This window comes from Mixta calida, from assembly GCF_002953215.1.
Lineage (GTDB): Bacteria > Pseudomonadota > Gammaproteobacteria > Enterobacterales > Enterobacteriaceae > Mixta > Mixta calida.
The window spans coordinates 3010339-3032740 of record NZ_CP026378.1 but is presented as its reverse complement, the minus strand read 5'-3'; the positions used below and the strand labels follow the sequence as shown (position 1 = coordinate 3032740).

Genomic DNA, 22402 nt, shown 5'->3' with positions numbered 1-22402 from the left:
ATTACAGCTGGAAATCGTCGAAGTCGTTTTCACCCACTTCCGAATCGATCTGACCCACCAGGTAGGAGCTGACCTCTACTTCCTGCGGCGCCACCTGCACGTTGTCGGAAACCAGCCAGGCGTTGATCCATGGAATCGGGTTAGAACGCGTCTGGAACGGCAGATCCAGGCCCACCGCCTGCATACGGATATTGGTGATGTACTCGATGTACTGGCAAAGAATATCTTTGTTCAGGCCGATCATCGAGCCGTCGCGGAACAGGTATTCCGCCCACTCTTTTTCCTGCACCGCCGCCAGCTTGAACAGGTCGTAGCACTCCTGACGGCACTCCTGGGCGATCTCCGCCATTTCCGGGTCGTCTTCACCGCTGCGCATCAGGTTCAGCATATGCTGGGTGCCGGTCAGGTGCAGCGCTTCGTCGCGGGCGATCAGGCGAATGATTTTCGCGTTGCCTTCCATCAGTTCGCGCTCGGCAAAGGCAAAGGAGCAGGCGAAGCTGACGTAAAAGCGGATCGCTTCCAGCGCGTTGACGCTCATCAGGCAGAGATAAAGCTGTTTCTTCAGCGCGCGCAGGTTAACGGTAATGGTTTTGCCATTGATCTGATGCGTGCCTTCGCCGAGCAGATGCCAGTAGTTGGTCATCTCGATCAGATCGTCGTAGTAGCCGGAAATATCGCTGGCGCGCTTCAGGATCTGCTCGTTGGTGACGATATCATCGAACACCAGCGACGGATCGTTGACGATGTTGCGGATAATATGCGTATAAGAGCGCGAGTGGATGGTCTCTGAGAAGGCCCAGGTCTCTACCCAGGTTTCCAGCTCCGGGATCGAGATCAGCGGCAACAGCGCCACGTTCGGGCTGCGGCCCTGGATGGAGTCGAGCAGCGTCTGATATTTCAGATTGCTGATAAAAATGTGCTTTTCATGCTCCGGCAGCGCCTGGAAGTCGATGCGGTCGCGCGACACGTCCACCTCTTCCGGACGCCAGAAGAAGGAGAGCTGCTTTTCAATCAGCTTTTCGAAGATGTCATATTTCTGCTGATCGTAACGCGCGACGTTAACCGGCTGGCCGAAGAACATCGGTTCCAGCAGCTGATCGTTTTTATTCTGAGAAAACGTGGTGTAAGCCATAGTTCATTCCACATGCTAACGGGACAGGCTGGCGCTGCGGTAAAGCAGCGCGCTGACAGCCGTTTTGACCGCGCGCCGCGCGGCCTGCCATGTTTGCGGCTCCGCCTGCTGGCGGGGCCAGAAGAAAAGTCATGGCCGGTTTACGCCGGCCAGACCCGATTAAATTTTACAGGCGCCGCTTTCGCAGCCGTCGTCCTGGATAGAAGGCGCGATATCATCCTGCGCATCTTCCGCACCGTCACGGGTGTTCTGATAGTAGAGCGTCTTCACGCCGAACTTATAGGCGGTCAGCAGATCTTTCAGCAGCTGCTTCATCGGCACCTTGCTGTTCGGGAAGCGCGACGGATCGTAGTTGGTGTTGGCGGAGATCGCCTGGTCGATAAACTTCTGCATCAGACCCACCAGCTGCAGATAGCCGTCGTTGCCCGGCATTTCCCACAGCAGCTCATAGCTCTCTTTCAGACGCTCATACTCCGGCACCACCTGGCGCAGGATGCCGTCTTTCGACGCTTTGATGCTGATGTGGCCGCGCGGCGGCTCAATGCCGTTGGTGGCGTTGGAGATCTGCGAAGACGTCTCAGACGGCATCAGCGCGGAGAGCGTGGAGTTGCGCAGGCCGTGCTCTTTGATCGAGGCGCGCAGCGTATCCCAGTCGAGGTGCAGCGGCTCGTTGCAGATCGCATCCAGATCTTTCTTGTAGGTATCGATCGGCATGATGCCCTGCGCGTAGGTGGTTTCGTTGAACCACGGGCAGGCGCCCTGTTCCTTCGCCAGCTCGTTAGAGGCTTTCAGCAGGTAGTACTGAATGGCTTCGAAGGTTTTGTGCGTCAGGTTGTTGGCGCTGCCGTCGGAGTAGCGCACGCCGTGCTTCGCCAGATAGTAAGCGAAGTTGATGACGCCAATGCCCAGCGTGCGACGGCCCATTGCGCCGCGTTTCGCCGCCGGAATCGGGTAGTCCTGATAGTCGAGCAGGGCATCGAGCGCGCGTACCGCCAGGGTCGCCAGCTCTTCCAGATCGTCCAGGCTCTCAATCGCACCCAGGTTAAAGGCGGAGAGGGTGCAGAGGGCGATTTCGCCGTTCTCGTCGTTCACATCCATCAGCGGCTTGGTCGGCAGCGCGATTTCCAGGCAGAGGTTGGACTGGCGTACCGGCGCGATAGCCGGATCGAACGGGCTGTGGGTGTTGCAGTGGTCGACGTTCTGGATGTAGATACGACCGGTGGAGGCGCGTTCCTGCATCATCAAAGAGAAGAGATCGACTGCCTTCACGCGCTGCTTGCGGATGCTCTCATCCTGCTCATATTTGGTATAGAGACGCTCGAACTCGTCCTGATCGGCGAAGAACGCGTCATACAGGCCCGGCACGTCCGACGGGCTGAACAGGGTGATATCCTGGCCTTTCAGCAGACGCTGATACATCAGCTTGTTGATCTGTACGCCGTAGTCCATGTGGCGCACGCGGTTGCCTTCCACGCCGCGGTTGTTTTTCAGCACCAGCAGGCTTTCTACTTCCAGATGCCACATCGGGTAGAAGAGAGTGGCCGCGCCGCCGCGCACGCCGCCCTGAGAACAGGATTTCACCGCGGTCTGGAAATGTTTGTAGAACGGGATACAGCCGGTATGGAACGCTTCGCCGCCGCGGATCGGGCTGCCCAGCGCGCGGATGCGACCGGCGTTGATGCCGATGCCGGCACGCTGTGAAACATATTTCACGATGGCGCTGGAGGTGGCGTTAATCGAGTCGAGGCTGTCGCCGCACTCAATCAGCACGCAGGAGCTGAACTGACGGGTCGGCGTGCGCACGCCGGACATGATCGGCGTCGGCAGGGAAATCTTAAAGGTGGAAACCGCGTCATAGAACCGTTTCACGTAATCCAGGCGAGTTTCGCGCGGATAGTTGGAGAACAGGCAGGCGGCGACCAGGATATAGAGGAACTGGGCGCTTTCATAAATTTCGCCGCTGACGCGGTTCTGCACCAGATACTTGCCTTCCAGCTGCTTCACCGCCGCGTAGGAGAAGTTCATATCGCGCCAGTGATCGATAAAGCTGTCCATCAGCTCGAACTCTTCACGGCTGTAGTCTTCCAGCAGGTGGCGGTCATATTTGCCCATCTCCACCATGCGTGAGACCTGATCGTAAAGCGCCGGCGGCTCGAACTGGCCGTAGGCTTTTTTACGCAGGTGGAAGATAGCCAGGCGCGCGGCCATGTACTGGTAATCCGGCGCGTCACGCGAGATCAGGTCCGCGGCGGCCTTGATGATGGTCTCGTGGATATCGGAGGTTTTAATGCCGTCGTAGAACTGGATGTGGGAACGCAGCTCAACCTGGGAAACGGAGACGTTTTGCAGGCCTTCCGCCGCCCAGTCGAGAACCCGGTGGATTTTGTCCAGATTGATGCGCTCTTTGCGGCCATCGCGTTTAGTGACGAGCAGACTCTGATTCATGTCGCGTTTTACCTGTCCGTGAAAAAAATATCCCCCGTTTATACACAGCTTGCTCTTTGTGAGTAACTCTGTGGATAAACACTATATATAGGGGGTGGAGAATGAATGAACAACTAGATGGTGAGTATTCTAGTAATTTATCCCTGCTTAACAAGCCTTGATTTTCGTTACGAATTCGTGATCGCAGGCTGGCTAATTTCCTAAGTCCGCGTCTCATAAGGCTGGCAGCGGATGTCAATGGTTTGAAAAAAAAACTTAGAATTTGATCGAGCGCCTGATTCTTGCTCAGCGGGCAAAAATCCGCTTTTTTTTCTGGCAAAAGGGTCTACGCGCTCTGCGAGCCGGCCCATTTACACGTCAGTCTGCGTCGTGCTGGTCTGGCGCTGATATCGGACAGGCGGCGGGCAAAGGGGTAATTTCACTTTGTAATAATAAAGCTGGTTATTTTCTCCGCTGTACAGGCCGACGTTTAGCATCCGTCTTATTCTGTTTATTCAGATAATTCCTGGGTGCCTCTGTTTAATTTTTAAAAATATCAACCAGAAAACAGACCGTTTTCTGTTTGTGATTGTTATCACTAAACTGACATCTTTTTTCTCCGCAACACGCGTTTAACCCGTCTTCTTAACTTATCCGTCCAGCCGCTTTTTTTCGTAACCCCTGATGATTTAAGCTATTTATTGCCTGTATGTGAGGGCGATAGCGCCGGGCAGGTGAGTAAGATTTTTCATGGAGGTCACTTTTTTTTAATGCGGTGTTAATCACATTATTCATGCCTTTATAAATATATAAAAAAGCACTTCATTTAAAATGAAACATCGGTTCAATTATATAAAGGCCGGAAATCATGATAAATAAATCAGTACCTCTGGGACAAAACAGAAGAATCACCGTGGGCCATCAGCTGGCCTACGGCGGCGGGAACCTGCTGGGAAGCGGCGCGCTGGCTATCGCCGGCGCCTGGCTGCTCTATTTCTATACCACCTTTTGCGGCCTCTCTTTACTGGAGGCCTCTTTTATTTTCTCGGTCGCCAGTATTATCGATGCCATCAGTAATCCCTTAATGGGTTACCTGACCGATAATTTTGGCAACACCTGGTTGGGCAAACGTTTCGGGCGACGCCGTTTTTTCCTGTTAATTGGCGCGCCGCTCATGGTCTTTTACCCGCTGCTGTGGGTAGAAGGATTCGGTTTTTGGTATTACCTGACCACTTACGTCATCTTTGAATTAATTTATACCTCGGTGATGGTGCCCTATGAAACGCTGGCGACGGAAATGACGGATGATTTTGCCGTACGTTCTAAGCTGACCGGCTATAAGGCGATTTTCGGTAAGATCGCCAATTTCCTCGCCGCGCTGATTCCGGGCCAGTTTATTCTGTTATATGGCAAAGAATCCGCGCAGCCTTTTCTTTATACCGGCATCACTTATGGCGTCATTCTGTTTATTGCCGTTGGCCTGCTCTGGCTTTTCACCTGGGAGCGCAGGGATACCGGCGCAGCCGTACTGCGTCATAAGCAGTCGCTGGGGAAAACCCTGACCGCGCTGGCGCGCGATATGCAGTCCACCTTCTACCTGCGCGTGTTCCGTAAACATCTCGGTATGTACCTGTTCGGCTTCGGCGCGGAGTGGCTGTTCGCTTCGGTCTTTACCTATTACGTGGTGTTCGTGCTGCTCTACGATCCGGCGATTCTGGCGGGCCTGAACAGCCTTAACGCGGTGTTGCAGCTTATCTCTACCGCGATATTTATCGGCCTGTGCGTGAAAAACGGCTTCAGCAAGCCCTACACCTGGGCGCTCAGCATCGTTATCTTCGCCGTCTGCTGCTACTCGCTGCTGCACTTCCTGCATCTCTCCGGGCCGGTGGCCTGGTTCGCTATCGTCGGCATCACGGTCATCTTCGGTCTCGGCACCGGCGGCGTCTACTACATCCCCTGGACGGTCTACACCTTCCTGGCGGATGTCGATGAAGTCTTTACCGGCCGTCGCCGCGAAGGGATCTACGCCGGCGCAATGACCTTCTCCGGAAAGATTGTCCGCTCGATTATCGTCTTTGTGATGGGCGCGATCCTCAGCTACTACGGCTTCCAGTCTAAATCCCATACTCAGCCGCCAGAGGCGATGAACGCCATCTCCTGGGTCTTTTTCGGCGGCGTGATCGGCCTGGCGCTGATGGCGATTTTCTTCAGCCGTCAGATGCTGCTCAACCGTAAAACGCATCTGGTGGTGCTGGAAGAGGTGGCGCGCATCAAAGCGGGCGGCGAGATAAGCGATATCAAGCCGGAAGTGCGCGCGGTGATCGAGGCGCTGGTGGGCTATCCCTACGAGGAGTGTTGGGGCCGCAGCGCCATCTGCCAGAAAATGAAGCTGGCGCCGCTGGTCGATGAAAAGGCGACGGAGCCAAAACAGGCGCCGCAGCTCTAACTTCACCCCAGAAAGTCTTTCTGGTCCGCCTTTTCGGGGGGCCAGAAGGGGTACGCCTGCAAAACAGCCACAGTCTGTCTTTGCTCTGCGCGGCGGTGACGCGCTATGCGGAAATGGCGAGCGGAAAAAGCGACGGCAGAACAGGCGGAATAAACAACGTTTTTATTAAGCGAAATATAACGCTGCGAACTTAATAAAAAGATAAAAAACCTCTGGAATAACCGTAATGGGATCGGGCAATGAATAAACAGACCTTATTGGCCTGCGGGTTGCTGCTGGCCACGACGCAGGTATCGGCAGTGATTATTGATTTACGCCACGAATGGCTGGATGACAGTAAAGTGCATAAAGATCGGGTCGCCATATCGCACCGTTTTGATAACGGTATTGGTTTTACCCTGGAGGCGAAATGGAGATCAGGCGGCGACGATCCCAATAAGCCGTTTCACGACCTGGTCAGCGACGGCACGGAAAATACTCTTAACTATCAATTTCGTCCGGTCAAGCCCTGGTTTGTCCAGCCGGGGTTTACCCTTGAATCGACCGATGAAAAAAGCATTTATAAACCCTTTTTAATGACCGGCTATGAGTTTGACAGCGGCATCTATATTAACGCGCGTTACCGCTATGAATACACCCGTGAAAGCGAGGCGGGTAAAGAGGACATGAAAACCAACCGCGGCGAAATCTGGCTGGGTTACGATTTTACTGACTGGAAGGTGGAATATAACTACATCTATAAGCACAGCGATCAGATTCGCTTTGATAATAAAAAGTGGGACTATGAGCAAAATATAAAGGCGCTGTGGAAATTCAATCAAAGCTGGGCGCCCTATGTTGAAGTGGGCGATATCAGCGTGCGCAAGACCACCGATGAACGCCAGACGCGGCTACGCATCGGCCTGCAATATAAGTTTTAACCTCGCGCGTGAGAAAAGCGCCGTCGGCCTGGCCGACGGCGATCGATCATCTCAAACGCGCTAATGGCGTAAACAATAAATATCAGCGTAACTATAACCAAGCGGTAACAGGTTTTCTCTGGAGAGCAATCTGCTGGCGCAGGATTATATTCGCGCCGGAAAACTGGTATCGGTATTTGGCGATAGCTATGCGATGCCAGTCAGCGCGCATCATCTGGTATTTCCTCATGCACATGAAAAGCGGAAAAAGATAAAGTGTTTTTTAAGCTGGCTTGAGCAAGAGCTGGCGGGTACGCCTTTTCATCTGTAATGCCAGAAAAGCAGAGCCGCTGGTTTATTTAAGCTGGCACACTTATTAAACGCGTTTTAATTGTTATTTTGGCGCCGACTTTGTTTTTTTATTTAAAATAACAATTAATGTATTATTTGACTGTATCAACCATCTTTACCTGCCGACGCCCCCTTTTTTGTTAATTGCCTTCCTGGTTATTTTTATCGTCGCTATCGGAAATAACTGACACCTTTACGCCTGGAGGAGGGTGTATAGCTAATTTGTTAATCCCGTTAACCTTTGTTTAACGCGAAATTTATTTGCTCTGATTGGGACCATCATCACGTTATTCCCTGGCTCCCGGTTTTATAAAATACATATTCAATAAAGTTGAAACAATGGTTCAATTTCAAAGGATTTATTACTATGAGCAGGCAAACATACTCTCCGGGAAAAAAAAGGATAGTCGGACTCGGCCATCAGCTGGCCTACGGCGGCGGTAACCTGTTGGGCAGCGGCGCGCTGGCTATCGCCGGCGCCTGGCTGCTCTATTTCTATACCACCTTTTGCGGCCTCTCTTTACTGGAAGCCTCATTTATCTTCTCCGTCGCCAGCATTATCGACGCCATCAGCAATCCGCTGATGGGGTATATCACCGATAACTTCGGTAAAACCTGGCTGGGGAAACGCTTTGGTCGTCGCCGCTTCTTTTTGCTCATCGGCGCGCCGCTAATGATCTTTTATCCGCTGCTGTGGGTTGAGGGGTTCGGTTTCTGGTACTACCTCTCTACCTACGTTCTGTTTGAACTGATTTACACCTCGGTAATGGTGCCTTACGAGACGTTGGCGACCGAAATGACCGATGATTTTGCGGTGCGCTCAAAGCTGACCGGCTACAAAGCGATCTTCGGCAAAGTCGCCAACTTCCTCGCGGCGCTGATCCCCGGCCAGTTTATTCTGCTGTACGGCAAAGAGTCAGCGCGGCCCTTTTTCTATACCGGCCTGACCTACGGCGCAATCCTGTTTATTGCCATCGGCCTGCTCTGGCTCTTTACCTGGGAGCGTGAAGATAAGGGCGAGGAAGCCGCGCGTCAGAAACAGTCGCTGTGGAAAACCGTCTGCGCGCTGGCGCGCGATATGCAGTCTACCTTCTACCTGCGCGTGTTCCGTAAACATCTCGGTATGTACCTGTTCGGCTTCGGCGCGGAGTGGTTGTTCGCTTCGGTCTTTACCTATTACGTGGTGTTCGTGCTGCTCTACGATCCGGCGATTCTGGCGGGCCTGAACAGCCTTAACGCGGTGTTGCAGCTTATCTCTACCGCGATATTTATCGGCCTGTGCGTGAAAAACGGCTTCAGCAAGCCCTACACCTGGGCGCTCAGCATCGTTATTTTCGCCGTCTGCTGCTACTCGCTGCTGCACTTCCTGCATCTCTCCGGGCCGGTGGCCTGGTTCGCTATCGTCGGCATCACGGTCATCTTCGGTCTCGGCACCGGCGGCGTCTACTACATCCCCTGGACGGTCTACACCTTCCTGGCGGATGTCGATGAAGTCTTTACCGGCCGTCGCCGCGAAGGGATCTACGCCGGCGCAATGACCTTCTCCGGAAAGATTGTCCGCTCGATTATCGTCTTTGTGATGGGCGCGATCCTCAGCTACTACGGCTTCCAGTCTAAATCCCATACTCAGCCGCCAGAGGCGATGAACGCCATCTCCTGGGTCTTTTTCGGCGGCGTGATCGGCTTGGCGCTGATGGCGATTTTCTTCAGCCGTCAGATGCTGCTCAACCGTAAAACGCATCTGGTGGTGCTGGAAGAGGTGGCGCGCATCAAAGCGGGCGGCGAGATAAGCGATATCAAGCCGGAAGTGCGCGCGGTGATCGAGGCGCTGGTGGGCTATCCCTACGAGGAGTGTTGGGGCCGCAGCGCCATCTGCCGCAAAATGAAGCTGGCGCCGCTGGTTGAGGAGAATAGCGTGCCGCTGACGGATGATAAGAGCGCGTCGCAGCCGACTAAACCGCAAGAGTCTCACTGATTCATGGTCACTAACCTCAGGGAGAGATCGATGAAAATCATTCCTCTGTTACTGCTTGTCAGCGGCGTCGGTAGCGTCTGGGCCGCTGACGCCCCGCCGGAGGCGGAAAACCTGACGTGGCGCGCCATCACCTTTGGCCAGTCCACGGATAAAAATTTCGCGACTAACGTGCTGCCGGAAAAAATCGGCGTAAACCAGGTCACCTTCGCTGAAGGGGAGGGCGCCGCGCAGCCGGGCAGGCTGCGTCTACCCGTCACGGTTGAAAGCCGCGGCGGAAAAATCGGCAACAGCCATGACGGCCTGACCTTCTATTACACGCAGCTGCCGGCCAGCGCCAATATGACGCTGGAGGCGGAAGTCAGCATCGATCAGTTCGGCCCGGAAAACGGCGCGAAGCCCGCCGGTCAGGAGGGGGCGGGACTGTTGGCGCGCGACGTACTCGGCAAGCCGCGGCTGGAGAACATTCAGCCCGGCTACGAGGAGTTTCCCGCCGCCTCCAATATGGTGATGAACGCCATTATGACCCAGGATAAAGCGTCGCATCATCGGGTACAGGCGATGCTGATCGCGCGCAACGGCGTGACGCAGAGCTGGGGCAATACCGGCGTGGAGATTAAGCGCCAACCCTACCAGCAGAATATCGATCTCAATAAAACGCCCCGTTTTCGCCTGCGTCTGGCGCGCAGCGATGAAGGCTTCAGCGCCGCATGGGCGCCTGTCGGCAGCGACAGCTGGGTGACGCAGCAAACGGGCGACGCGGATCGGCTAACGGTACTGGATAATGAACGTTACTACGTGGGCTTCTTTGCCGCGCGCAACGCCCGTATGACGGTACATCAGGCGCAGCTGACGCTTACGCCGCGCCATGCCGCGCCGGGTAAAAAGTTTGTCGCTAAAACGCAGCCCGCGCACGTCGAGATCGCGTCGGCGACGGTGGCGGCCTCGTCGGACTATGCGTTCCGGCTGCGCAGCGATCGCGACGGCGTGCTGACGGTCAGCAGCGACGGCGTTGAATGCGTGCGCGGCGTGGCGGTAAAAGCGGGCGAGATGTTCAGCGTGTCGCTGACGCTGAAGGCGGAAACCACGCCGGTAAACTATACGCTGGCGCTGGCCGACGGCGAGAAGGTAAGCGGGCAGTTACAGGTGACCCGTAAAAAGGTGGCGGACGCGAAGGCGCTCTACGCCTCGCCGCAGGGAAGCGCGCAAAACGACGGCAGCCAGGCGTATCCGCTTGATGTCGCCAGCGCGGCGGCGCTGCTGGCGCCGGGCGGCGTGCTGTGGCTGGCAGACGGCGACTATCCCTATACGACGCTGGCGGCGGCGGTTAGCGGCGGTCCCGAACAGCGCAAGCATCTGCGGCCAATGGGCGACAAGGCGGTGTTTCACGGCTTGCAGTTGGCCGCCAGCTACTGGGATATCGAAGGCATCGGCGTCACCAGCAAAAGCTTCTCCATCTCCGGCAGTCACAACCTGATTAACCGCGTCACCGCCTGGCAGGCTGACGACACCGGCATCTGGATCGCCTCGCCGCCGGGCATCGGACGCGCGCTGTGGGCCAGCTACAATACCGTCTCTCATTCGGAGTCCTGGGGAAATAAAGATCCCGGCATGATCAATGCCGACGGTTTCGCGGTGAAAATGCGCGTCGGCGAAGGCAACAGGCTGGTGGCCTGCTTTTCCCACGACAATATCGATGATGGCTACGATCTGTTTAATAAGATCGAGGACGGGCCGAACGGCGTCGTCACCATTGAAAATAGCGTGGCGCTGCGCAACGTCAATAATGGCTTTAAGCTGGGCGGCGAGGGCATTCCGGTGGCCCACCGTATTTCCGACAGCGTGGCGATAGAAAACGGCATGGACGGCTTTACCGATAATTTTAATCCCGGCGCGCTGTGGGTGAAAAATAATATCGCCGTTGACAATAAACGCTTTAATTTTATCTTCCGCCCCGGCCCCTATACGCAGCCGGAAAAACAGGGCAACTTTGAAAACAATATCTCGCTACGCAGTAAGCCCGGTATGTATGCCGATGCGGTAACGGGAAATATCGACGTCAGCAACGCTTTCCTGAAAAGCGAAAAATAATAAACAGATAAAAATAAAAATTCTTACCAAAGGGATTGCATCATGAATAAACAGATCGTTATTTTCTGCGGGCTGCTGTCGGCTTCCGCTTCAGCCGTTACGCTGGATTACCGGCATGAATGGCAGGATGACAGCCGGGTGCATAAGGATCGCATCACCGTGTCGCACCGCTTCGCCAACGGCGTCGGTTTTGCGCTGGAAACCAAGTGGAAGTCAGGCGGCGACGATCCGAATAAAGCCTTTCACGATACCGTCAGCAACGGCAGCGAAAGCAGCATTAACTGGCAGTATAAGGTGACGCCGCAGTGGTTTCTTCAGCCCGGCTTTACGCTGGAATCGGGCAGCGACAGCAGCATCTATAAGCCGCTGCTGTTAACCGGCTACGATTTTAATAACGGCTTTTACCTTAACGGCCGCTATCGCTATGAATATAAGCGCGAGAGTAAGCCAGGCAAAGAGGATATGAAAACCAATCGCGGCGAATTCTGGCTCGGCTATAACTTTACCGACTGGCGTATTGAATATAACTACATCTATAAGCACAGCGACCAGATCCGTTTCGATAATAAGAAATGGGACTATGAACATAATCTCAAGGCGCGATGGAAATACAGCAAGGCGCTGGCGCCTTATATTGAGGTCGGCAATATCAGCGTGCATAAAAACAGTGATGAACGGCAAACGCGTATGCGCACCGGCATTCAGTACAGTTTCTAAAAAACGTTTTATCAATAACGCCGTGCTGCACGGCAATAAAATGGGCGCATCCGCGATATCGCTGATTGTCAGCGGCGAACGACGGATGCGCTGAGCGGGAATATTCCCTGAGCAATTGGCGCATTTCAGGCGCGCAGAAAAGGAAAAAAGCATGATTCTTGATAAATTCTCCCTGCAAGGCAAAGTTGCGATCGTCACCGGCTGCGATACCGGTTTGGGGCAGGGAATGGCGATTGGCCTGGCGCAGGCGGGCTGCGATATCGTCGGCATCAATGTCGTCGAACCGCTGGAAACCGCAGATAAAATTGAGGAGACCGGCCGCCGCTTCTTAAGCCTGAAGGCGGACCTCAGCAAGCAGGACGGGATTCCGGCGCTGCTGGAAAAAGCGGTCGCCGAATTCGGGCATATCGATATTCTGGTCAACAACGCCGGGATTATCCGCCGCGAAGATGCGCTGGCGTTCAGCGAAAAAGACTGGGACGACGTGATGAATATCAACAGCAAAACGGTATTCTTTATGTCGCAGGCGGTGGCGCGTCAGTTTATTAAGCAGGGCAACGGCGGCAAGATTATCAATATCGCCTCGATGCTCTCTTTCCAGGGCGGCATCCGCGTGCCTTCCTACACCGCATCGAAAAGCGCGGTGATGGGCCTGACCCGTCTGATGGCCAACGAGTGGGCTGCGCACAATATCAATGTGAACGCCATCGCGCCGGGCTATATGGCGACCAACAATACGCAGCAGCTGCGCGAGGATAAGGCGCGCAGCGAAGAGATCCTTAGCCGCATCCCGGCGGGACGCTGGGGCCTGCCGCAGGATCTGATGGGGCCGGTGGTGTTCCTCGCCTCGTCTGCCGCCGACTACATCAGCGGCTATACGCTGGCGGTCGACGGCGGCTGGCTGGCGCGTTAAGCCGGGCATAAAAAAGGCGACCTGCGGGTTAATGCTGGTCACTTAAGGTGACCAGCATTATTTTGTCTAATTAGTTTCTGTCCGTTTTTTACTGGTCGTTTAACGGATGCATAATACGCCTCAGTCATAAAGCCACCGGCCTGCTTTGGCGGATTCGGCAAACATTTTTATTGTCAGAGGTTTTTTTGTTTGTCTGACCGGGTTTTTAGTAAACCATTTCCTGAAAAAATAAGGTCGTTTCCAGGGATAATAATTATTTATTTCCAGATTTGACACGTCAACGTTGAAAAAATCCTCAAATTTATCTATGGCTATGATCAAGTCATCAGGTTCTGTTATCTCCTGTAAAATATCGTCAAAACCAGGAGGAACGCTCCTGAATGTCCAGGTGCCGACTGCGGGCAGATTACGCTGGAAGAATTCCAGTACATCTTTATCCTTCTCTGTTACCATATTTTATCTTCTTTTCTTGCCAGGTAGTTATAGGTGGTCATGGTTTTATAGGCGATAGTCGAAACATCGTATGCAATGATAGCCCAGCCTACAACAGGAACCGTTCGGCCGACAAAAGCCCCAAGATTATTTACCATCATTGGTTTTAATAGCCTGGCGCTTGTATTTGTAAATGTAGGAAGCCTGAACGGTAATTCAATATCAAGCCAGCGGCGAGAAAATTTAGAGGCTAATGATGTTCCTTTGGTTGTCCTGCCTGGCTTACGTCTGGTTTTTAAAACTGGCTGGCCAAGTAAGATGCAAGTAACCGCTGTAATATCTTTTATTCCCGAAAAATGTTCGTCAACTTTATCGAGAAAAATCCAGAAAAATAACTCTCCAGATGAGAGGTTATTTAAACCCCCATAAAAATAAGTTCCATGAAGTTCTTCAGTTGTGTCCATCACATTAAGGGTAATGACTCCAACTTATTGATAGTGTTTTATGTTCAGATAATGCCCGATGACTTTGTCATGCAGCTCCACCGATTTTGAGAACGACAGCGACTTCCGTCCCAGCCGTGCCAGGTGCTGCCTCAGATTCAGGTTATGCCGCTCAATTCGCTGCGTATATCGCTTGCTGATTACGTGCAGCTTTCCCTTCAGGCGGGATTCATACAGCGGCCAGCCATCCGTCATCCATATCACCACGTCAAAGGGTGACAGCAGGCTCATAAGACGACCCAGCGTCGCCATAGTGCGTTCACCGAATACGTGCGCAACAACCGTCTTCCGGAGCCTGTCATACGCGTAAAACAGCCAGCGCTGGCGCGATTTAGCCCCGACGTAGCCCCACTGTTCGTCCATTTCCGCGCAGACGATGACGTCACTGCCCGGCTGTATGCGCGAGGTTACCGACTGCGGCCTGAGTTTTTTAAGTGACGTAAAATCGTGTTGAGGCCAACGCCCATAATGCGGGCGGTTGCCCGGCATCCAACGCCATTCATGGCCATATCAATGATTTTCTGGTGCGTACCGGGTTGAGAAGCGGTGTAAGTGAACTGCAGTTGCCATGTTTTACGGCAGTGAGAGCAGAGATAGCGCTGATGTCCGGCAGTGCTTTTGCCGTTACGCACCACCCCGTCAGTAGCTGAACAGGAGGGACAGGTGATAGAAACAGAAGCCACTGGAGCACCTCAAAAACACCATCATACACTAAATCAGTAAGTTGGCAGCATCACCCACATTAAGTTCCTTTTAATTAATTCCGCTTAATAATAATGAATAAATATTAGGCAGTCCAGCCCTGTAAAACAGCGCCTGCATAAGTTGCTCAGGTGCTGGATAAATATTTCTATAAATTTTCTCTATAAAAAAACCGGCATATAGCCGGTTTCTTTTTAATAGACGTCTTGAAGGTTAGTCGCCGTGATGGGTATGCAGCATGTAGTTGACGTCCACGCCCGGCGCGAGGCGGAAGCTGTCGCGCAGCGGATTGTAGTGCAGGCCGATAATGTGCTTCTCGCGCAGCGGCGTCTCATCCACCCAGTTCAGCAGCTCCGCCGGACGGATAAACTTCTTCGCGTCATGGGTGCCGCGCGGCACCATGCGCAGCACATATTCGGCGCCGATCACCGCCATCAGCCAGGCTTTGGCGTTGCGGTTAATGGTGGAGAAAAACACCTCGCCGCCCGGCTTCACCAGCTTCGCGCACGCGTGCACCACCGAACGCGGGTCCGGCACATGCTCCAGCATCTCCATACAGGTGACGACGTCATAGCTTCCGGCATGCTGTTCGGCATGATCTTCAACCGTCTGCTGGATATAGTCGACGCTAACGCCGCTCTCCAGCGCATGCAGACGCGCCACCTCCAGCGGCTCGGCGCCCATATCCAGCCCGGTCACCTGCGCGCCTTCGCGCGCCATGCTTTCCGCCAGAATACCGCCGCCGCAGCCGACATCCAGCACCTTCTTGCCGAACAGCCCGCCGCTGCGTTGGGCGATATAGCCAAGACGCAGCGGGTTGATGCGGTGCAGCGGCTTAAATTCGCCTTCCCTATCCCACCAGCGCGACGCTACCGCTTCAAATTTGGCGATTTCGTCATGATCCACATTGCTTGCACGCGCGCTCACACTCATCTTTTTTCACTCCTGACACAGTTTCCCGGAGTATACATCTTCTGGCGGCGATCGGCACGGCGCGGCAAAAGGTAAAGCGCGCTTAAAACGCTGCTTTCCGTTCACCGGCGGGTTGCGATGTGATATACTTTCGCACCTTTAAATCCGGGATAAATGTAGAGGGATAGCGGCTCCATGAGCGACCTTGCCAGAGAAATCACACCGGTTAATATTGAGGAAGAACTGAAGAGTTCCTATCTCGATTACGCCATGTCGGTCATCGTTGGCCGTGCATTACCAGATGTTCGCGATGGCCTGAAGCCGGTCCATCGTCGCGTGCTTTATGCTATGAGCGTGCTGGGGAACGACTGGAACAAACCTTACAAAAAATCTGCCCGTGTCGTTGGCGACGTCATCGGTAAATATCACCCGCACGGCGACTCCGCCGTCTACGACACCATCGTTCGTATGGCCCAGCCGTTCTCGCTGCGCTATATGCTGGTGGATGGCCAGGGCAACTTTGGTTCCATCGACGGCGACTCTGCCGCGGCGATGCGTTACACCGAAGTGCGCATGGCGAAAATTGCCCACGAGCTGCTGGCGGATCTGGAGAAAGAGACCGTCGATTTCGTGCCGAACTACGACGGCACCGAGCAGATTCCCGAAGTCCTGCCGACCAAAATTCCCAACCTGCTGGTTAACGGCTCGTCGGGCATCGCCGTCGGTATGGCCACTAATATTCCGCCGCATAACCTCACCGAGGTGATCAACGGCTGCCTGGCCTATATCGAAGACGAAAACATCAGCGTCGAAGGGTTGATGGAGCACATCCCCGGCCCCGATTTCCCGACCGCCGCCATCATCAACGGGCGTCGCGGCATTGAAGAGGCCTACCGTACCGGACGCGGTAAAATCTACATTCGCGCCCGCGGCGAGGTGGAAACCGACGCTAAAACCGGCCGCGAGACTATCGTCATTCACGAAATTCCCTATCAGGTCAACAAAGCGCGCCTGATTGAGAAAATCGCCGAGCTGGTCAAAGACAAGCGTATCGAAGGCATCAGCGCGCTGCGCGACGAGTCCGACAAAGACGGCATGCGCATCGTAATCGAAGTGAAGCGCGACGCGGTAGCGGAAGTGGTGCTGAACAACCTCTACTCGCTGACGCAGCTGCAGGTCTCCTTCGGCATCAACATGGTGGCGCTGCATCAGGGCCAGCCGAAGATCATGACCCTGAAGGAGATTCTGGAAGCCTTCGTGCGTCATCGTCGTGAAGTCGTGACGCGCCGCACCATTTTTGAACTGCGCAAAGCGCGCGATCGCGCCCATATCCTTGAAGGTCTGGCGATTGCGCTGGCGAATATCGATCCGATTATCGAGCTGATCCGTCATGCGCCGAACCCGGCAGAAGCGAAAGCGGGCCTGGTGGCGCAGTCCTGGGAACTGGGCAACGTCGCCGCGATGCTGGAGCGCGCGGGCGACAACGCCGCGCGCCCGGAATGGCTGGAAGAAGAGTTCGGCATCCGCGACGGCCGCTACCACCTGACCGAGCAGCAGGCGCAGGCGATCCTCGATCTGCGTCTGCAAAAGCTGACCGGTCTGGAACATGAAAAGCTGCTGGATGAGTACAAAGAGCTGTTGGCGCAGATCGCGGAGCTGATCCACATTCTGGAAAGCGCCGATCGCCTGATGGAAGTGATTCGTGGAGAGCTGGAAGCGATCCGCGACCAGTTCGGCGACCAGCGTCGCACGGAAATCACCGCCAACACCGCTGATATCAATATCGAAGATCTGATCAATCAGGAAGATGTGGTCGTTACCCTGTCGCATCAGGGCTACGTGAAGTATCAGCCGCTTTCTGATTATGAAGCGCAGCGTCGCGGCGGCAAAGGCAAATCAGCCGCGCGCATCAAGGAAGAGGATTTTATCGACCGTCTGCTGGTGGCCAACACCCACGACACGATCCTCTGCTTCTCCAGCCGCGGCCGTCTCTACTGGATGAAAGTCTACCAGCTGCCGGAAGCGAGCCGTGGCGCGCGCGGACGTCCGATCGTCAACCTGCTGCCGCTGGAAGCCAACGAGCGTATCACCGCCATTCTGCCGGTGCGTGAATATACCGAAGGCACCAATATCTTTATGGCGACCGCCAGCGGCACCGTGAAGAAAACCTCGCTGACCGAGTTCAGTCGTCCGCGCAGTGCCGGCATTATCGCCGTCAACCTGCGTGAAGACGACGAGCTGATCGGCGTGGCGCTCACCGACGGTAGCAACGAAGTGATGCTGTTCTCCGCCGCAGGCAAAGTGGTGCGCTTCTCCGAGCAGGCAGTGCGCGCCATGGGCCGTACCGCTTCCGGCGTGCGCGGCATCAAGCTGGCGGAAGGGGATCGCGTGGTGTCGCTGATCGTGCCGCAGGAAGAGGGCGCGATTCTGACGGTGACGCAGAACGGCTACGGCAAGCGTACCGCCAACAGCGAGTATCCGACCAAATCGCGCGCGACGCAGGGCGTGATCTCCATCAAGGTGACCGAGCGCAACGGGCCGGTTATCGGCGCGGTGCAGGTGGTGGACAGCGACCAGATCATGATGATCACCGACGCCGGTACGCTGGTGCGCACCCGCGTATCGGAAGTGAGCGTGGTCGGGCGTAACACCCAGGGCGTGATTCTGATCCGCACCGCAGCGGATGAGAACGTGGTCGGTCTGCAACGTGTGGCGGAGCCGGTTGAAGAAGAAGAGCTGGACGCCATCGACGGCAGCGTCGCGGAAGGGGAGGAGGATATCGCCCGGAAGTGGAAACCGACGATGAGATCCCGGACGGCGAAGAGGAGTAATCCTCTCTTCGACGCTAAAAAGGCCGGTCTGACCGGCCTTTTTTATCGTTCGAATAAATGACTCAACGTGCATGTTTACTGGCAGCAGAATAGACATCACTGCGTTCTCTTTTCCCTACCGCAACAACAAACACGACGACCTTATCATCCTGAACCTGATAAACGAGACGGTAACCGGAAGAGGGGAGTTTGATTTTATAACAGTCGGGCAGTCCCGAAGTTTATTCGCCTCAATACGTGGTGCCTTTAACACTTCAGCCAGCTTTTTCTTTAACTGCTCGCGTACAGGCGCTCCCAGCTTATGCCACTCGGCGTAATGACGATTGTCATTACGAATTGTGGTTTTTTTTTTACGCTGATACAAGCTGAACGCCGCTTTTTCCCCTCCGGCTATCAGTCTGATAAAGCAACAATAGCGGACGCGAATCTGGCTTTTTTCACAGCCTGACGCTACTGTATCGGGATCAAAAAATATTACTCATTGGCGGTTGCGCCCAGGTTTCCCTTGAAATATCTCGTTTCGTTTCGCACTACGCTCAGGATTTCCCGCTATCTGTTTCGCGCGCTGGCGCTGATGCTCTGGTCGCTGGGCGCGCTGTTAACCGCGTTTTACATTATCAGCGTGCTGCATACGCAGGAAGCGCAGGTGCGTCAGGAGTTCACGCTTAACTACGATCAGGCGCAGTGGTATGTGCGTCACTCGGCGGATATTACCAGGGAGCTGAAGTACATTGCGGAAAACCGCCTGAGCAGCAGCGCCAGCGGCACCGATCCGCTGAACGGCGTCTTTCCCGGCAAGGCGACGCTGCCGCAGTTCTATCCGTTAGTCGACAATTCCAACTGCGCGGCGATGAGCAATACCTGGCGCAGCTCGCTGGAGTCGCTCAGCTACTTCCTTAACTACTGGAAAACCAATTTTGCCTCCGCCTACGAGCTGAACCGCGTCTTTTTTATCGGGGGCGAAGGGCTCTGTATGGCCGATTTCGGCATCGGCAACGGATCGGTGGATCGCGAGCGCACGATGAAAACGCTGCACGAGCGTATTCTGCGCTACCGCAACAGCAGCGCGGACGAGCGTAAAAGCAGTCTGTACTGGGTCAGCAATAACGGGCAGCCGGGCGTCGGCTATTTCTACATGATTACGCCGATCTACGTCGCCAACAAGCTGGAGGCGCTGCTCGGCATCGAGCAGAATATTCGCCTCGACGATTTTGTTACGCCGGGCAGCCTGCCCGTTACCGCCACGCTGATTGACGAGGCGAACCAGCCGGTGCTCTCCTCAAACCGCGGACGCGTCGGATTTTCACTGGACGATCTTCCCGACGACAAAGCCTGGTTCGGCTACGTCGACAGTTATAAACAGCTGGTGCTGAAGAAAACGCTGCATCCTTCCAACCTGAGCATCGTCTATTCGGTGCCGACCGATGTACTGGTCGACCGTCTGAAGCTGTTGATGATCAACGCCATCCTGCTTAATCTGGTGAGCGCGATTATTCTTTTCACGCTTGCCTGGCTGTTTGAGCGTCGAATGTTCCTGCCGGCGGAGGAGAACGCGCACCGGCTGGAGGAGCACGAGCAGTTTAACCGTAAAATCGTCGCGTCCGCGCCGGTCGGCATCTGTATTCTGCGCACCCGCGACGGTACCAACATCCTCAGCAACGAGCTGGCGCACAACTATCTGACGATGCTGACGCAGGAAGATCGACAGAAGCTGACGGAAATCATCAGCGGCCAGCAGGTTAATTTCGTCGATCTGCTGACCGGCAGCAACACCAACCTGCAAATCAGCTTCGTGCATTCGCGCTACCGCAACGAAAACGTAGCGATCTGCGTGCTGGTCGACGTCAGCGCCCGCGTGAAAATGGAAGAGTCGCTACAGGAGATGGCGCAGGCGGCGGAGCAGGCCAGCCAGTCCAAATCGATGTTCCTCGCGACCGTTAGCCACGAGCTGCGCACGCCGCTCTACGGCATTATCGGCAATCTCGATCTGCTGCAAACCAAACAGCTGCCGAAAGGGGTCGATTCGCTGGTGACGGCGATGAACAACTCCTCCAGCCTGCTGCTGAAAATCATCAGCGATATTCTCGACTTCTCGAAGATCGAATCGGAGCAGTTGCAGATCGAGCCGCGTCCTTTCGCCCCGCGCGAGGTTATCACCCATATCACCGCCAACTATCTGTCGCTGGTGGTAAAGAAGCGCCTGACGCTTTATTGCTTTATCGAGTATGACGTGCCGGTGGCGCTGGACGGCGATCCGATGCGTCTGCAACAGGTGGTCTCCAACCTGCTGAACAACGCCATTAAATTTACCCATACCGGCTGCATTATCCTGCACGCCTATGTGAAAGAGGGCTATCTGGCGGTGCGCGTGCGCGATACCGGCGTCGGCATCGCCGCCAAAGAGATCACCCGACTGTTCGATCCTTTCTTCCAGGTGGGCACCGGCGTGCAGCGCAACTTCCAGGGCACCGGCCTGGGGCTGGCGATTTGTGAAAAGCTGATCAATATGATGGACGGCGATATCGAAGTCGAGTCGGAGCCGGGCATGGGCAGTCAGTTTATCGTGCGCATTCCGCTCTATAACAGCCAGATGATGACGCCGGTGCCGCATGAGGGTCTCCAGGATAAACAGGTCTGGCTGGCGCTGCGCAACGACTTCCTCGCCAGTTTCCTGACGCGCCTGCTGCTGGCGCACGGCATTCAGGTAACGCGGCTGGATGAACAGGCGTGGCGGCCGGACGATGTGATTATCGCCGACTACGATTTTCAGCCGGAACAGCCGGCGCGCGCGGTGATCGTTTTCGACGGCGCCCATATCGATACGCCCTATGAGCTATCGCCGGGCCGCTGGATCTACAGCACCGCCATGCCGCATGAGCTGCCGGCGCTGCTGGGCCGCATCTACAGCGTGGTGGTGGAAGTGCCTGACGGCCTGTCGTCGCTGCCGGTTCCGGCGCAGCAGGGCGTCGACAATCATGACATTCTGGTGCTGGTGGTGGACGATCACCCCATCAACCGCATGCTGCTTTCCGATCAGCTGGGCTCGCTCGGCTACCGGGTGAAAACCGCGCAGGACGGCGTGGATGCGCTGAACGTGATTAGCCGCAGCGAGATAGACATCGTGTTGACCGATGTGAACATGCCAAATATGGATGGCTATCGCCTGACGCAGCGTCTGCGTCAGCTGGGGCAAACCTTCCCGATTATCGGCGTAACGGCAAATGCGCTGGCGGAAGAGAAACAGCGTTGTATGGAAGCGGGAATGGATAACTGTTTGTCGAAGCCGGTCACGCTGGAGACGCTGAAAACGTCGCTGGCGATCTACGCGGAGCGCGTCAGGAAAGTGCGTGATGTGTAAGAAAGGCGGGACGGTGCACGTAACGCGTCGTCCCTGACGCGTCAGAAAACGGCCCGTAGGCCGTTTATTCTTTATCCGCCTGTGGCGTGGTGCTGACGGAAGAGAGGTAGTTCAGCAAAGCGATATCGTTATCAACGCCCAGCTTCATCATCGCTGATTTTTTCTGGCTGCTGATAGTTTTGATGCTGCGGTTCAGCTTCTTGGCGATTTCCGTTACCAGGAAGCCTTCAGCGAACAGGCGCAGAACCTCGCTCTCTTTCGGCGACAGGCGCTTATCGCCATAGCCGCCCGCGCTGATTTTCTCCAGCAGCTTGGCCACGCTTTCCGGGGTATATTTCTTCCCTTTCTGCAGTGCCGCCAGCGCTTTTGGCAGGTCGGTCGGCGCGCCCTGTTTCAGCACGATGCCTTCAATATCCAGATCCAGCACGGCGCTGAGGATTGCCGGGTTATTGTTCATGGTCAGAACAATAATCGACAGATCGGGATAGTGGCGCTTGATATATTTGATCAGCGTAATGCCGTCGCCATATTTTTCGCCAGGCATGGAGAGATCGGTAATCAGGACATTAGCGTCCAGTTTGGAAAGGCTGTTAATCAGTGCTGTCGAGTCTTCAAACTCACCAACTACGTTGACCCATTCAATTTGTTCAAGAGATTTACGAATGCCAAACAGAACGATTGGATGGTCATCGGCAATAATTACGTTCAAATTATTCATC

General features: G+C 55.0%; 14 protein-coding genes and 2 pseudogenes. 8 read left to right on the top strand and 8 right to left on the bottom strand.

The window, feature by feature from the left end:
- Position 1: 1 nt before the first annotated feature.
- A complete protein-coding gene (nrdB, locus tag C2E16_RS14390) occupies positions 2-1132 on the bottom strand; it encodes a class Ia ribonucleoside-diphosphate reductase subunit beta (protein WP_038625125.1) in 1131 nt (376 codons plus the stop codon).
- A 159-nt stretch (positions 1133-1291) separates the two neighbouring features.
- Entirely contained in the window at positions 1292-3577 is a 2286-nt protein-coding gene (gene nrdA / locus C2E16_RS14385) for a class 1a ribonucleoside-diphosphate reductase subunit alpha (protein WP_038625127.1), read from the bottom strand.
- A gap of 847 nt (positions 3578-4424) precedes the next feature.
- On the opposite strand from nrdA, the gene C2E16_RS14380 reads away from it, so the two are divergent.
- From C2E16_RS14380 to kduD, 6 genes are all read left to right on the top strand, one after another.
- Positions 4425-6002: an MFS transporter gene (locus tag C2E16_RS14380; protein ID WP_104951545.1), complete on the top strand. Its 1578-nt coding sequence runs from the start codon at positions 4425-4427 to the stop codon at positions 6000-6002.
- A gap of 239 nt (positions 6003-6241) precedes the next feature.
- Entirely contained in the window at positions 6242-6922 is a 681-nt protein-coding gene (locus C2E16_RS14375; RefSeq protein WP_084971729.1) for an oligogalacturonate-specific porin KdgM family protein, read from the top strand.
- A 697-nt stretch (positions 6923-7619) separates the two neighbouring features.
- On the top strand, positions 7620-9227 hold the full coding sequence (locus C2E16_RS14370; RefSeq protein ID WP_104951544.1) for an MFS transporter: 1608 nt from the start codon (positions 7620-7622) through the stop codon (positions 9225-9227).
- 30 nt (positions 9228-9257) lie between these two features.
- Positions 9258-11315: a right-handed parallel beta-helix repeat-containing protein gene (locus C2E16_RS14365; protein ID WP_084971666.1), complete on the top strand. Its 2058-nt coding sequence runs from the start codon at positions 9258-9260 to the stop codon at positions 11313-11315.
- 42 nt (positions 11316-11357) lie between these two features.
- Entirely contained in the window at positions 11358-12032 is a 675-nt protein-coding gene (locus C2E16_RS14360; RefSeq protein WP_084971664.1) for an oligogalacturonate-specific porin KdgM family protein, read from the top strand.
- A gap of 151 nt (positions 12033-12183) precedes the next feature.
- A complete protein-coding gene (gene kduD, locus C2E16_RS14355; RefSeq protein WP_084971662.1) occupies positions 12184-12945 on the top strand; it encodes a 2-dehydro-3-deoxy-D-gluconate 5-dehydrogenase KduD in 762 nt (253 codons plus the stop codon).
- Between the two features lie 120 nt (positions 12946-13065).
- Here kduD and C2E16_RS14350 read toward each other — a convergent pair whose 3' ends face one another.
- The 4 genes from C2E16_RS14350 to ubiG form a co-directional block, all read right to left on the bottom strand.
- Positions 13066-13398: a DUF1493 family protein gene (locus C2E16_RS14350; RefSeq protein ID WP_084971660.1), complete on the bottom strand. Its 333-nt coding sequence runs from the start codon at positions 13396-13398 to the stop codon at positions 13066-13068.
- Complete coding sequence (locus C2E16_RS14345) at positions 13392-13841, bottom strand: STM2901 family protein (RefSeq protein WP_084971668.1); 450 nt, start codon at positions 13839-13841, stop codon at positions 13392-13394. Before C2E16_RS14345 ends, C2E16_RS14350 begins: the two co-directional genes overlap by 7 nt.
- A gap of 24 nt (positions 13842-13865) precedes the next feature.
- Positions 13866-14563, bottom strand: a protein-coding gene (locus C2E16_RS14340) for an IS1-like element IS1A family transposase (RefSeq protein WP_233987823.1) whose coding sequence is annotated in 2 segments (ribosomal slippage) — positions 13866-14314 and positions 14314-14563 — 699 coding nt in all. Because the reading frame shifts where the segments join, the coding sequence is not laid out codon by codon here.
- Between the two features lie 232 nt (positions 14564-14795).
- The gene (ubiG, locus tag C2E16_RS14330) at positions 14796-15515 is read right to left on the bottom strand and encodes a bifunctional 2-polyprenyl-6-hydroxyphenol methylase/3-demethylubiquinol 3-O-methyltransferase UbiG (protein ID WP_038625129.1); all 720 of its coding nucleotides are present in this window, start codon (positions 15513-15515) and stop codon (positions 14796-14798) included.
- A gap of 174 nt (positions 15516-15689) precedes the next feature.
- Here ubiG and gyrA point away from each other — a divergent pair.
- Positions 15690-18325 (top strand): annotated as a pseudogene (gene gyrA / locus C2E16_RS14325) (DNA topoisomerase (ATP-hydrolyzing) subunit A).
- A gap of 62 nt (positions 18326-18387) precedes the next feature.
- Here the strand turns inward: gyrA and C2E16_RS14320 are convergent.
- A pseudogene (locus tag C2E16_RS14320) lies at positions 18388-18662 on the bottom strand (type II toxin-antitoxin system RelE family toxin).
- A gap of 168 nt (positions 18663-18830) precedes the next feature.
- Here C2E16_RS14320 and rcsC point away from each other — a divergent pair.
- Positions 18831-21683, top strand: coding sequence for a two-component system sensor histidine kinase RcsC (rcsC, locus tag C2E16_RS14315; RefSeq protein ID WP_038625135.1), 2853 nt, complete (start codon positions 18831-18833; stop codon positions 21681-21683).
- A gap of 64 nt (positions 21684-21747) precedes the next feature.
- Here rcsC and rcsB read toward each other — a convergent pair whose 3' ends face one another.
- Positions 21748-22401: a response regulator transcription factor RcsB gene (gene rcsB, locus C2E16_RS14310; RefSeq protein WP_038625137.1), complete on the bottom strand. Its 654-nt coding sequence runs from the start codon at positions 22399-22401 to the stop codon at positions 21748-21750.
- Between the last annotated feature and the right edge of the window lies 1 nt (position 22402).